At 74.7% G+C, this 11,806-nt stretch carries 12 protein-coding genes; 9 read left to right on the forward strand and 3 right to left on the reverse strand.

What is annotated here, in order from left to right; genetic code table 11:
• Positions 1 to 18 precede the first annotated feature (18 nt).
• On the reverse strand, positions 19 to 2,340 hold the full coding sequence (locus DMP17_RS23975) for a helicase-associated domain-containing protein (RefSeq protein ID WP_226354040.1): 2,322 nt from the start codon (positions 2,338 to 2,340) through the stop codon (positions 19 to 21).
• A gap of 123 nt (positions 2,341 to 2,463) precedes the next feature.
• On the opposite strand from DMP17_RS23975, the gene DMP17_RS23980 reads away from it, so the two are divergent.
• On the forward strand, positions 2,464 to 2,646 hold the full coding sequence (locus tag DMP17_RS23980; protein ID WP_020623622.1) for a hypothetical protein: 183 nt from the start codon (positions 2,464 to 2,466) through the stop codon (positions 2,644 to 2,646).
• 2 nt (positions 2,647 to 2,648) lie between these two features.
• Positions 2,649 to 3,251, forward strand: coding sequence for a nucleotidyltransferase family protein (locus DMP17_RS23985; RefSeq protein ID WP_073576670.1), 603 nt, complete (start codon positions 2,649 to 2,651; stop codon positions 3,249 to 3,251).
• 73 nt (positions 3,252 to 3,324) lie between these two features.
• On the opposite strand, the gene DMP17_RS23990 is transcribed toward DMP17_RS23985, so the two are convergent.
• Positions 3,325 to 3,930, reverse strand: a complete 606-nt coding sequence (locus tag DMP17_RS23990) for a LysM peptidoglycan-binding domain-containing protein (protein ID WP_226354041.1) — start codon at positions 3,928 to 3,930, stop codon at positions 3,325 to 3,327.
• Positions 3,931 to 4,387: 457 nt separating this feature from the next.
• Between DMP17_RS23990 and moaC the strand changes: the two genes are divergently transcribed.
• Genes moaC through DMP17_RS24005 form a run of 3 tightly spaced genes read left to right on the forward strand, consistent with a single transcriptional unit; the run spans position 4,388 to position 5,822 of the window.
• Positions 4,388 to 4,897: a cyclic pyranopterin monophosphate synthase MoaC gene (moaC, locus tag DMP17_RS23995; protein ID WP_226354042.1), complete on the forward strand. Its 510-nt coding sequence runs from the start codon at positions 4,388 to 4,390 to the stop codon at positions 4,895 to 4,897.
• Positions 4,894 to 5,376 (forward strand): MogA/MoaB family molybdenum cofactor biosynthesis protein, encoded by a 483-nt coding sequence (locus DMP17_RS24000; RefSeq protein ID WP_062403845.1) that lies wholly within the window; start codon positions 4,894 to 4,896, stop codon positions 5,374 to 5,376. The genes moaC and DMP17_RS24000 overlap by 4 nt, the downstream gene beginning before the upstream one ends.
• Complete coding sequence (locus DMP17_RS24005; RefSeq protein WP_226354043.1) at positions 5,373 to 5,822, forward strand: molybdenum cofactor biosynthesis protein MoaE; 450 nt, start codon at positions 5,373 to 5,375, stop codon at positions 5,820 to 5,822. Before DMP17_RS24000 ends, DMP17_RS24005 begins: the two co-directional genes overlap by 4 nt.
• A 156-nt stretch (positions 5,823 to 5,978) precedes the next feature.
• Here DMP17_RS24005 and DMP17_RS24010 read toward each other — a convergent pair whose 3' ends face one another.
• Positions 5,979 to 6,503: a transglycosylase family protein gene (locus DMP17_RS24010; RefSeq protein ID WP_226354044.1), complete on the reverse strand. Its 525-nt coding sequence runs from the start codon at positions 6,501 to 6,503 to the stop codon at positions 5,979 to 5,981.
• 578 nt (positions 6,504 to 7,081) lie between these two features.
• Between DMP17_RS24010 and DMP17_RS24015 the strand changes: the two genes are divergently transcribed.
• From DMP17_RS24015 to DMP17_RS24030, 4 genes are all read left to right on the forward strand, one after another.
• On the forward strand, positions 7,082 to 7,975 hold the full coding sequence (locus DMP17_RS24015) for an AAA family ATPase (RefSeq protein ID WP_226354045.1): 894 nt from the start codon (positions 7,082 to 7,084) through the stop codon (positions 7,973 to 7,975).
• A 10-nt stretch (positions 7,976 to 7,985) separates the two neighbouring features.
• Entirely contained in the window at positions 7,986 to 9,167 is a 1,182-nt protein-coding gene (locus DMP17_RS24020; protein WP_337830672.1) for a vWA domain-containing protein, read from the forward strand.
• The gene (locus DMP17_RS24025; RefSeq protein WP_226354047.1) at positions 9,160 to 10,275 is read left to right on the forward strand and encodes an XdhC family protein; all 1,116 of its coding nucleotides are present in this window, start codon (positions 9,160 to 9,162) and stop codon (positions 10,273 to 10,275) included. The genes DMP17_RS24020 and DMP17_RS24025 overlap by 8 nt, the downstream gene beginning before the upstream one ends.
• 169 nt (positions 10,276 to 10,444) lie before the next feature.
• Positions 10,445 to 11,788 carry an iron-containing alcohol dehydrogenase gene (locus DMP17_RS24030; RefSeq protein WP_226354048.1) on the forward strand — a complete coding sequence of 448 codons (1,344 nt, stop codon included), beginning with the start codon at positions 10,445 to 10,447 and terminating at the stop codon, positions 11,786 to 11,788.
• Positions 11,789 to 11,806 lie beyond the last annotated feature (18 nt).

Below are 11,806 nucleotides of genomic sequence, written 5' to 3' on the forward strand. Positions count from 1 at the left end.
GCGGTACCGCGTCCGGGGCTAGTCGCGTCCGGCCGGTTGCTCCGATCCGGCGTCCACCGGCGCGATCGAGGTGATGCGGTGCAGCTGGATGCGGCGCAGCTCGCCGTCGAGCGCGTCGCGGCCCTCGACGTACCCGCCGCCGACCGAGACCGGCGCGAGCACCCGGTCCCCGGCGACGCCGTGCGCGTCGACGTAGCCGATCCACACGGTCCGGCCCTCGCGCACCGCCTCCTGCAGCGAGGCCAGGTTCCCGGTCGCGCCGGTGAGCTCACGCCGCCCGGCGACGCTGTCGCGCACCCCGGCCAGGCGGTCCCCCGCCCGCAGCCGCTCGACGAGCTCCTCGGCCCGATTCGTCGGGGACCGGTCGACGACCCGGCCGGCGTCGCGGGTGCCGCGACGCAGCCGCGGCTCGGTGCGCCGCCCCTTCGGCCCGAGGTCGACGACGGCGCCGCCCGCGTCCTCCGCGGCCGGGCTGAACCCGGCGGCCCGCAGCCCGTCGAGCACCTCGGCCAGCGGCAGCGAGCTGACCACGACGGTCGGGGCGATCCGGCGCAGCCCCAGCTCCTCGGCCGCCTCGTGCGCGAGCACCTCGGACAGGAGCACCTCGTCGTCGGAGCGCAGGAAGCAGCTGACCGCGCCGCCGCGCAGCCTGCCGTGCCGGCGGGCGACGTCGTCCACGAGATAGGTCAGGGTCTGCGGGACCGGGGTGCGGGAGCGGGCCTCGAGGATCGCGCGGACGTCGTCGGCGGTGCGGCCGGTGTCCAGCGCCCGGCGCAGGCTGCGCTCGGTGAAGCGGTACACCGTGGCGCCGCCCGCGGACTCGACCTCGGCCAGGATCGCGAGCTCGTGCGCGAGGTCCGCCGACAGCCGCCCGGGTGCGACGGCGGTCAGGTCGGCCTGCAGCAGGATCTCCTCCACCGGGGCGGGCAGCGCCGCGTGCAGCGTCGCGGCCAGCTCGGTGGGGTGCCGGGTGGGGTGCGCCGGGTCCGGGCGCAGGGCCGGGTCGAGCAGCACCCGTCCGGCCGTGGTGAGCGCGTCGAGGGCGACCACGCCGATCGCGGTGGCCTCGGCGACCGTCCAGCCGACCGTCTCGTCGCGCAGCCGTCCGCCGCGCCGCGGGGCGTGCCAGGCCAGTAGCCGCGCCAGGTCCTCCGGCGACCCCACCGAGGTGCCGGGCGCGAGGTCGGCGAGCGCGTCCAGGACCCGGCGGCGGTCCCGCGCGGCCGGCGGACGGCGCGGCCCGTCGGACAGGGCGGTGATCGGCTTGCCGGTCTCGTCGCGGCGCCCCACCAGCCCGGGCAGCCGCGGCAGCTCCAGCCAGGCCTGGGCCAGCACCGCCCAGCGGGACTCCTCCGGACCGGTCCCCCAGACGTCCCACGTGGTGGTCGGCAGCCACTCCGGGGCCACCGACTCGGTCGCCCCGACCAGGTCCGCGGCGTGCAGGATCTCCAGGATCAGCGCGGCGGTCGGCTCGTCGGTGTCGGCCGCCTTCGCCGCACGCTTGAGCTCGCGGACGCCGAACCCGCCCGAGCGCAGCACCGGCACGGACTCCCGCGCCAGCCACTCCAGGAGCAGGTCGGTGCGGCGCAGGAACTCCAGCGCAGCCCCCGCGCCGGTGCCGTCGACCAGCGAGGTCTCCCGCGCGCGCAGCGGGACGTCCGGCCGGGACAGGTCCAGCGGCCCCATCGGACGGTCGCCGCGCAGGGCGAGCGCGACCTGGCGGGGCAGCTCGACGGTGTCGGCGTCGCGGCGCACGAGCAGTCCCTTGTCGACGAGCGAGCCGACCGGCCCGGTCGAGCCGTTCGCATTGCGGGAGCGGCCGACCGGCGGGCCCTGGGCGAGCACGTCGAGGACCTTGCGCTCGTCGTCGCCCACCCCGGCGAGCAGCGTGTCGAGCTCGGGGCCCGCCGCCGCACCGGTGGCGGGGGCGCCGAGCCCGGCGGGCCACGGCCCGACGACGTCGGCGGCCGCAGGGACCAGCGACACCGCGTCGTCCGGACCCCAGGCCAGCGCGCGGTCGCGCAGCGCGGCGAGTCCCTCGGCGACGGTGGCCGCGTCGACGTCGGCGCCGAGCCAGCCGCGCAGGCCCGCGCCGGGCGTCGTCGCGTCGGCGGGGGTCCGCCAGGCCGTCGCCAGCACCAGCGCGTCCAGCACGGTCAGCGCGACGGTGCCCAGGTCCTCACAGGCGCGCTGCACCGACGCCCGGATCGAGGCGCGGGTCGCGAGCACGGTGAGGTCGCCGGGGGGTGGGACGGCGAGGTCCGGACGCGCGCGCAGCAGCGCGGCGAGGAACCCGTCGTCCTGCCCGCGCAACCACTCGACCAGGGACGTCTGCATCATCGCCAGGGTAGTCGGACGATCGCGGGCGCACCGGGGCGGACAGCCGCGCCCGCGTCCGCGATACTGGGCACAGGAGACTGCCGCGGTCCCGCCCGGGACCGGACGACGACGCTGGAGGACGCGATGGCCGCCAAGCCCGCGAAGCAGGACCGGATCCACCCGGAGTGGCCGCACTCCGAGGACGGCGACCACCCGGTCACCGAGCTCCTGGGCAGCGTCCAGGGAAACATGTCGCCGTTCGGTGACATCGAGTTCCCGGTCGCGAGCGTGCCCTACGAGCACCCGGTCACCGAGATCAACCGCTGACCGTGGTCGCCGGCCTGTTGCTCGCGGGCGGCGCCGGGCGCCGCATGGGCACCCCGAAGGCGCTGGTCCGACTGCACGGTGAGCCGCTCGCGGTGCGGGCGGTGAAAGCGCTGCAGGCGGGTGGGTGCGGCCCGGTCACCGTCGTGCTCGGCGCCCGCGCCGACGACGTCACCGACGTGCTGCGCGGCGCCGGCCTCGGTACCGACGGCAGTGACGTCGGTGTCGTGGTCGCCGAGGACTGGGACGAGGGCATGGGTGCGTCGCTGCGGCGCGGGCTCGGGTCGCTGACCCACCTGCCCGGCACCGGCGCGGCGCTGGTGCACCTGGTCGACCTGCCGGGCATCGGGCCGGAGGCGATCCGCCGGGTCGTCGACGGCGCCGGGCCGTCGTCGCTGCGGCGCGCCGCGTTCGACGGCGTCCCCGGGCACCCGGTGTTGCTCGGCCGGGACCACTGGTCCGGGGTCGTCGCGCTGTCCTCCGGGGACTCCGGCGCCCGTGACTACCTGGCCGGCCGCTCCGACGTGGAGCTGGTCGAGTGCGGCGACGTCGCCGTCCCGGACGATGTCGACACCCCGGGGCAGCTGCGCCGCCTCGCCGGTACCTGAGCCGCAGCACCGGCCCCCGACACACGCGTGCCCCGGTCCCTCGCGGAGGGACCGGGGCATCGTCGTACCGGGATCAGGTGTTGATGACCTGGCCGGGGGTGATCAGGTGCCCGGCGCCGAGGCCCGGGTTCTTGGACAGCAGGTCCTTCCAGTTCGCGATGCCGTGCGCGGCCGCGATCTGTCCCAGGGTGTCGCCGGACTTCACCGTGTAGGTGCCGCCGGACGACGCCGCGGGGGCGCTGGCCTTCACACGCTCCGGGGCCCGGGTGCCGGTGTCGGTCTCCAGGGTCCGCGGCGTGGCGGACCCGGACGCGCCGGTCTTCGACGAGCACGACGGCCAGGCGTTCCAGCCCTGGGCGGCCAGGACCTTCTCGGCGACGGCGATCTGCTGGGCCCGGGTGGCCTGGTGCGCCGACGTGGCGTACTCGCCGCCGCCGTAGGCCTTCCAGGTGCTCGGGCTGAACTGCAGGCCGCCGTAGTAGCCGTTGCCGGTGTTCGCGGCCCAGTTCCCGGTGCTCTCGCAGTGCGCGAGCGAGTCCCAGGTGGAGTCGGTGGCGGCGTTCGCGGTGCCCACGACGGCCAGCATCGGGGCGCCGAGGACGGCACCGGCGACGGCGGTCCGGACGATCGTGCGGCCGGCGGTGCTCGGTTTACGGTGTTTCCCACGGTAACGAGGCATGGCAGGTCTCCCGCGTGACGCGACCCGAACCGCACCCGGGGAGTGGGTGCCCGTTCCGGCGGCCGGGGGAGCGGCCACCGATCCGTCTGACGATCGGCCCTGTCCCACACCGATACCTCGGGGGCCGGTGGACCGCCGGACAGGGAGCGTTGCGGCACCGGAGCCCGGCCGCATGGGGGAGTCGGCCGAGCCGGGACCGAAGGTAGGTCACGTCAGGACGACGCGAAAGTCGACGGCGACACGGCGTGGCGTCGGACGTACCGGACACATGATGTTCGGGCCCTGCGTTTGCGCAGGTGACGAGCCCCGATCACGAACGGGAAACGTTCGCGCAAACAGTGCGATCGGTTCCACAAACGTGATACAGATCACAGTCACTGGGCCATCCGGGGGCCTCGGTCCGTGCACACGGAGTGGCGGGGGCCACCCTACCGACGCCCCCCGTACTGTCGGGGTCGTGACCACCGAGCACAACCGGCCCGGCCCCGCGCTCAGCCACGTCGACGACGCCGGGGCGGCCCGGATGGTCGACGTCTCCGACAAGCGGCCCGGCCGCCGCGCCGCCGTCGCGACCGGGACCGTGCACACCACGGCCGAGGTCGTGCACCTGCTGGAGACCGACGGCCTCCCCAAGGGCGACGCGCTCGCCACCGCCCGCATCGCCGGGATCATGGGCGCCAAGCGCACCCCGGACCTCGTCCCGCTCTGCCACCCGATCGCGATCAGCGGGGTGACGCTGGACCTGACCCCGGCCACCGACGGCGACGCCGGCCGGGTCGCCATCCGCGCCGAGGTCCGCACCACCGACCGCACCGGGGTGGAGATGGAGGCGCTGACCGCGGTCGCCGTCGCCGGGCTCACCCTGCACGACATGATCAAGGCCGTGGACCCGGCCGCCGTGCTCGACGCCGTGCGCGTCGAGCGCAAGGAGGGCGGCAAGACCGGGCTGTGGGAGCGCGGGGCATGACCGCCGCGCGCACCGCCCGGGTCGTCACCGCGTCCAACCGCGCCGCGGCGGGCGTCTACACCGACCGCGGCGGGCCGCCGATCGTCGCCTGGCTGCGCGAGCGCGGCTACGACACCCCGGACCCGGTCGTCGTGCCGGACGGCGAGCCGGTCGGGCAGGCCCTGCGGGCGGCCGTCGCCGACGGGGTCGCGGTCGTCGTCACCACCGGGGGCACCGGCATCTCCCCCACCGACGCCACCCCCGAGGTCACCCGGGCCGTGCTCGACCACGAGATCCCGGGCCTGGCCGACGCGATCCGCCGCGCCGGGGAGGAGAAGGTGCCCACCGCGGTGCTCTCCCGCGGCCTGGCCGGGGTCGCGGGCCGCACCCTGATCGTCAACCTGCCCGGCTCCCCGGGCGGGGTGAAGGACGGCCTCGGCGTACTCGCCGGGGTCCTCGACCACGCGGTCGACCAGCTGCACGGAGGAGACCACCGATGACCGATCCCGCGACCACGCGGACCGCGACGGTCCTGCGTGCGGCCGTCGGCGAGGAGCCGCTCGACGTCGACGAGCACGCCCGCCTGGTCGAGCACGCCGCGGCCGGCGCGGTCGTCACCTTCGCCGGCGTCGTGCGCGACCACGACGGCGGGAAGTCGGTGCACGGGCTGGAGTACAGCGCGCACCCGACGGCCGCCCGGATCGTCGCCGAGGTCGCCGAGCAGGTGGCCGCGCACTCCCCCGGCGTCCGGGCGCTCGCGGTCAGCCACCGGGTCGGCCCGCTCGACATCGGCGAGGTCGCCCTCGCCTGCGCCGTCGCCGCCGAGCACCGCGGGCAGGCGTTCACCGCCTGCGCCGAGCTCGTCGACGAGGTGAAGCGGCTGCTGCCGGTCTGGAAGCACCAGCGGTTCGCCGACGGCTCCGACGAGTGGGTCAACTCGACCTGAGCCCGGCCGCGCACCCCCGGAACGACGGAACGGCCCGGGTCCGCCTCCCCGCGAGGGGAAGGGGACCCGGGCCGTCGTCCGCCGGGGCGGGTGCTGGGGACACCGCGCGCCCCGTGCCGTCCGTCCCGGATGGCGGTCCGGGGACGGTCGGCGGGATCAGCCGAGGTTCAGGACCTGGCCGACGCTGATCACGTTCACGTTGCCGATGCCGTTCGCGGCGGCCAGCTTCGCCACCGAGGTGCCGTGCGCGGCCGCGATCCGGCCCAGCGTGTCGCCCGACTTGACGGTGTAGCCACCAGCGGCCGGGGCGGCGGCCTTCTTCGGCGCGGCGGCGGGGGCCGACGCCTTCACACGCTTGTTGGTGTCGGCCGAGTAGCCGGTGATGCCCAGCTTCTTCGAGCAGGACGGCCACGCGCCCCAACCCTGGGCGGCCAGCACCTTCTCGGCGACGGCGATCTGCTCGGAGCGGCTGGCGTTGTACGCCGAGCCCTGGCCGCCGTAGGCGGACCAGGTGGACGGCGAGAACTGCAGCCCGCCGTGGTACCCGTTACCCGTGTTGATCGACCAGTTCCCGCCGCTCTCGCACTGGGCGAGCTGGTCCCAGACACTGTCCGGGGCGGCGTTGGCGGTACCGGCGATCGCAGCCGTCGCGCCGACCGCGACGACACCCGCCGCAGCCATGCGCAGGAGACTTCGGCCCTTGGGTCCCTTGGTCATCGTTTCGCTCCCACCGCGCCGTCCCGAGGACACGCACACTCCGCGCAGGAGGTCCCCAGGGCACAGTTGTGCCCACCGTGTCGTCGCGGGTGCGTCGATCGGGACCGGGGAGCGACGTCCATGACGCCCGCGGAGGTGGTCTCTCTCGTCCCCGTCCCGTTCCGTTTCCTCGACGGACCGGACAGCCGCGGGACGGGGGTGGTTCGGCGCGGCGGGTCCGGATGTGTGACTCGTTCAGGCGGCCGCTCCGGTGGACCGGCCGACGAGAAAGGTGAATGCGCGGAAAGAATTCGTCAATGAAGGGACCCGTGAGCGGAATCACTGTAACAACGATGTAATTATCAGATTCTCCCTAAACGCACTGGTCAACGGCTTCACATCACGGACCTATCTCGCGGTCGTGAACATTTCTGATCCGGAAGCAACTCGAACCTTCCGGGCCCCTCGTTCGTCTTCACGGGGAGGTCCCGGACCCGCCCGCGCGGTGAGGAGGGGCCCTCCTGGTGTGGCCGCGTTCACCGCTCGTCCTGCATGCTGGTTCGGTGAACGAACCCGCACCCGGCCCCGGGAGCCCGGACGAGCTCGCCGACGCGCTGCGCGCGACCGGCTACCTCGCCGACGACGGTCTCGCGACGGCGGCCTTCCTCGCCATGCGCATGAACCGTCCGCTCTTCTGCGAGGGCGAGCCGGGGACCGGTAAGACCGCGCTGGCCCAGGCACTGGCCGCCACGCTGGACGCACCGCTCATCCGCCTGCAGTGCCACGACGGTATCGACGCCGGTCAGGCCCTCTACGACTGGGACTTCCCCCGGCAGCTGCTGCACCTGCGCACCCTGGAGGCCGCGAGCGGGCGCGACGGGTTCGACCCGGACAGCGTCGAGGCCGGCCTCTACGACGAGCGCTTCCTGCTGGCCCGCCCGATCCTGCAGGCGCTGCGCACCAGCCCGTCGGTGCTGCTCATCGACGAGATCGACCGCGCCGACGACGAGTTCGAGGCCTTCTTGCTGGAGGTCCTCACCGAGCACGCGGTGACCATCCCCGAGCTCGGGGAGGTGCGCGCCGCGACGCCGCCGGTCGTCGTCCTCACCTCGAACCGGACGCGCGAGGTGCACGACGCGCTCAAGCGGCGCTGCCTCTACCTCTGGCTGGAGCACCCGAACATCGAGCGCGAGATCGAGATCCTGCACAGCAGGCTGCCCGAGGTGCCCGAGCGCCTCGCCGCGTCGGTCGCGCGGGCCGTGCAGAAGCTGCGCCACGCCGACCTGATCAAGCCCCCGGGCGTCGCGGAGACCCTGGACTGGGCCCGGGCGCTGCAGCTGATCGGTGCCCGGCACCTGGACCCGGAGTCGGCGGCGCGCACCCTCGGGGCCGTCCTCAAGTACCGGGAGGACGCCGACCGGGTCCACAAGCAGCTCGACACCCTGCTGGCGTCCTGACCCGGCCGCGATGACCGTCCCCCCGAGCCCGTCCCCGGCGGCCCCGCCACGGCCGCCTGCGGCGGAGCCCACCGGCACCACCGACGAGCTGCTGACCGGATTCGTCGGGTTCACCGAGGTCCTGCGCGCGGCGGGGGTCCCGGTCACCCAGGACCGGGTGACCGCCTACCTGCAGGCGCTCGACACCCTGGAGGTCACCGACCGCGACCAGGCGTACTGGGCCGGCCGGCTGACGCTGTGCGCCGACCCCGACGACATCGTCCGGTACGACCTGGCGTTCCCGTCCTGGTTCGAGCCGACCAGCAACCGCCCGTCGAGCAACCGCGACGACCGCCCGCCCGCACCCCCGAAGCTGGCCGCGCTGCTGCCCGGCAGCGAGGGCGGGGAGGACGACCCCGACGACACCGACGGCCCGCAGATCAAGGCCGCCGCGACCGGCGCGGAGATCCTCCGCAACCGCGACCTCGGCGAGCTCTCCCCCGCCGAGCGCGAGCACCTGCGCCGGCTGATGACCCTGCTGAAGCCGGAGCCGCCGACCCGGGCGTCGCGGCGCCGCAGGCGCAACCGGCACGGCGAGGCCGACCCGCAGCGCACGCTGCGCGCGGCGCTGCGCAACCAGGGCGAGATCTTCCGGCTGGCCCGGCGCGACACCTCGCGCCGGCCGCGCAAGGTCGTGCTGCTGATCGACGTCTCGGGGTCGATGGAGCCCTACGCGGACGCGCTGATGCGCTTCGCCCACGTCGTCGTCCGCCGCTCGCCGCGCTCGGTCGAGGCGTTCACCCTGGGCACCCGGCTCACCCGCATCACCCGTGAGCTGCGGCTGCGCGACCCCGAGCACGCGCTGCGCGCCGCGGGCAGGGCCATCCCGGACTGGTCGGGCGGCACCCGGCTGGGCGAGGTGCTGCAGGCCTTCGTCGACCGCTGGGGACGCCGCGGCGCGGCCCGGCGGGCGGTCGTGGTCGTCTTCTCCGACGGCTGGGAGCGCGGCGGCACCGAACTGCTCGGCACCCAGGCCGAGCAGCTGTCCCGGCTGGCCCACCGGCTGATCTGGGTCAACCCGCACGCGGGCAAGGACGGCTACGCCCCGGTCCAGGGGGGAATAGTCGCGGCCCTTCCGCACTTGGACGACCTGCTGGCCGGGCACAGCCTGGACACGCTGGAGAAACTGCTCGAGGTGGTGCGCAATGCGTGACGTGATCGACCAGCTCGAAGGCTGGTGGAAGAACGGTGAGCCGGCCGCGCTCGCGACGGTGGTCGGGACCTTCCGGTCCGCACCGCGCCAGCCGGGGGCATCGATGCTCGTCGGCCCGGCGGGCGAGGCCGTCGGCTCGGTCTCGGGCGGCTGCGTCGAGGGCGCGGTCTACGAGCTCGGGCAGCAGGTGCTGTCCGAGGAACGACCGGTGCTGCAGCGCTACGGCGTCTCCGACGACGACGCGTTCGCCGTCGGCCTGACCTGCGGCGGCATCCTCGACATCTTCGTGGAGAAGGTGACCCCGGAGACCTACGCACAGCTCGGCCGGATCGCCGAGGCGATCCGCGACGAGGACCCGGTCGCGGTGGCCACGGTCGTCGCGGGCCCCTCGGAGCTGCTCGGCAGGCGCCTGATCGTCTGGCCGGACCGGACCGAGGGCGGCACCGGCTCGGACCGGATCGACGACGCCGTGCGCGACGACGTCCGCGGTCTGCTCGACTCCGGCCGCAACGCGACGCTGACCTACGGCGTCCACGGCGAGCGTCGCGGGGAGGGTCTGCAGATCTTCGTCGAGTCGTTCGCGCCGCCGCCCCGCATGATCGTGTTCGGGGCGATCGACTTCGCCGCCGCGGTGGCCCGGATGGGCACCTTCCTCGGCTTCCGGGTGACCGTCTGCGACGCCCGTCCGGTGTTCGCGACCGCGAGCCGCTTCCCGGGGGCCAACGAGGTCGTCGTCGAGTGGCCGCACCGGTACCTGCAGGCCGAGGCCGACGCGGGCCGGATCGACCAGCGCACCGCGCTGTGCGTGCTCACCCACGACCCGAAGTTCGACGTGCCGCTGCTGGAGGTCGCGCTGCGACTGCCCGAGGTCGGCTACATCGGGGCGATGGGCTCGCGGCGCACCCACGACGACCGGCTCGAGCGCCTGCGCGAGCGGGGCGTGACCGAGGCCGAGATCGCGAAGATGTCGTCGCCGATCGGGCTGGACCTGGGCGCCCGCACCCCGGAGGAGACCGCGGTGTCGATCGCCGCGGAGATGATCGCCCAGCACTGGGGCGGCGAGGGCATCCGGCTGGCCGAACGCGAGGGGCCCATCCACGCGTCCTGAGTCCCTCCGCTTTCGGTCAGGACGGGGCCGGTCCGGACACCGGCCCCGACCTGCGGTCCGTTCTGCCGCCCGCCGATCGAGCAGGTCCGGGGAGGGGGTGTCCCTGTACCGTGGGCCACACGCTCGTGACCGAGCCGCTCGTCGCCGTCGTCGAGCGGCGAGTCGAAACGTGCAGCAGCAGGAGGAGGGCAACGTGGTCCTCACCGGTTCGGCCGGCTCCGTCGCCCCTGACCACGGGCACCGCGGGACCGTGCGACGGGAGACCGTTCTCGTGCTCGACGGGGAGACCGGCACGTCCGGCACCGACGAGGGCTACACCGTCCGCGCGGCCCACAGCCCGCGGGAGCCACGGCCGCGGCTGTCCAAGTTCCACGCCCCCGAGATCGTCTTCGGGCCGGACTCGCTGCCGGAGACCGCGCACGCCGCACTGCGACTCGGCGCGCGCCGCCCGTTCGTCGTCACCGACCCGGGGGTGACCGAGGCCGGGTGGCCCGCCGAGCTGCTGCGCCACCTGCGCGCCGCGGGCCTGCGCCCGCAGCTGTGGAACGAGATCACCCCGAACCCGAAGGACCACGAGATCCAGGCCGGGTTCGAGCGCTACGAGAGCTCCGGCTGCGACGTGGTGATCGGCGTCGGCGGCGGCTCGGTGATCGACGCCGCGAAGGGTGTCGCCCTGCTCGCGGCCAACGGCGGCACGATCCTCGACTACGAGGGCATCGACCGCATCGCCAACCCGATCCCGCCGCTGGTGATGGTGCCGTCGACCTCGGGCACCGGCGCCGACGTCTCCCAGTTCTGCATCATCACCGACACGGCGCGTCTCACCAAGATCACCATCATGGGCCGGGCCCTGGTCCCGGACGTCTCGGTGATCGACCCGCGGCTGCTCGTCACCATGCCGGACTGGCTCAACGCCGCGACCGGCCTGGACGCGCTCACCCACGGCATCGAGGCGTTCGTGTCACTGGCCCACGGCCCGCTGACCGACACCCACGCGCTGCACGCGGTCGCGCTCGTCCACGCCAACCTGCCGACAACGATGATCCGCCGCCACGACGACGGCCCCCGCACCGCGATGGCGCAGGCCGCGCTCGAGGCGGGCCTGGCGTTCACGAACGCGATCCTCGGCGCCACCCACGCGATGAGCCACCAGGTCGGCGGCATGCTCGACCTGCCGCACGGCCTGATCAACGGGGTGCTGCTGCCGCACGTGATCCGGTTCAACGGCTCGGCCTCCGACGCCGACGCGGCGCGCTTCGTCCCGATCGCCCAGGCCATGGGGCTGCCCGCCCGGCCGGGGATGCCCGGCGACGAGGCCGTGGACATGGTCGCGACCGAGGTCCGCAAGCTGGCCGACGAGGTCGGTGTCCCGACCGGGCTCGCCGCGATCGGGGTGCGCGAGGCCGACGTCCCGCGGCTGTCCCGGCTCACCCTCGGCGACGCCTGCCTGACCACCAACCCGCGCACGGCGAGCGTGGAGCAGATCGAGGACCTGTTCCGGGAAGCGCTGTGACGCCCGCACGGAGGCCCT

The sequence above is a fragment of the Pseudonocardia sp. TMWB2A genome, assembly GCF_017312135.1.

What these genes read in the sequence shown, in the direction of transcription:
- DMP17_RS23975 (WP_226354040.1), bottom strand. Translation starts at nt 2,340, where the DNA reads ATGATGCAGACGTCCCTGGTCGAGTGGTTGCGCGGGCAGGACGACGGG.
- DMP17_RS23980 (WP_020623622.1), top strand. Translation starts at nt 2,464, where the DNA reads ATGGCCGCCAAGCCCGCGAAGCAGGACCGGATCCACCCGGAGTGGCCG.
- DMP17_RS23990 (WP_226354041.1), bottom strand. Translation starts at nt 3,930, where the DNA reads ATGCCTCGTTACCGTGGGAAACACCGTAAACCGAGCACCGCCGGCCGC.
- DMP17_RS24000 (WP_062403845.1), top strand. Translation starts at nt 4,894, where the DNA reads ATGACCGCCGCGCGCACCGCCCGGGTCGTCACCGCGTCCAACCGCGCC.
- DMP17_RS24005 (WP_226354043.1), top strand. Translation starts at nt 5,373, where the DNA reads ATGACCGATCCCGCGACCACGCGGACCGCGACGGTCCTGCGTGCGGCC.
- DMP17_RS24010 (WP_226354044.1), bottom strand. Translation starts at nt 6,503, where the DNA reads ATGGCTGCGGCGGGTGTCGTCGCGGTCGGCGCGACGGCTGCGATCGCC.
- DMP17_RS24020 (WP_337830672.1), top strand. Translation starts at nt 7,986, where the DNA reads ATGACCGTCCCCCCGAGCCCGTCCCCGGCGGCCCCGCCACGGCCGCCT.
- DMP17_RS24025 (WP_226354047.1), top strand. Translation starts at nt 9,160, where the DNA reads ATGCGTGACGTGATCGACCAGCTCGAAGGCTGGTGGAAGAACGGTGAG.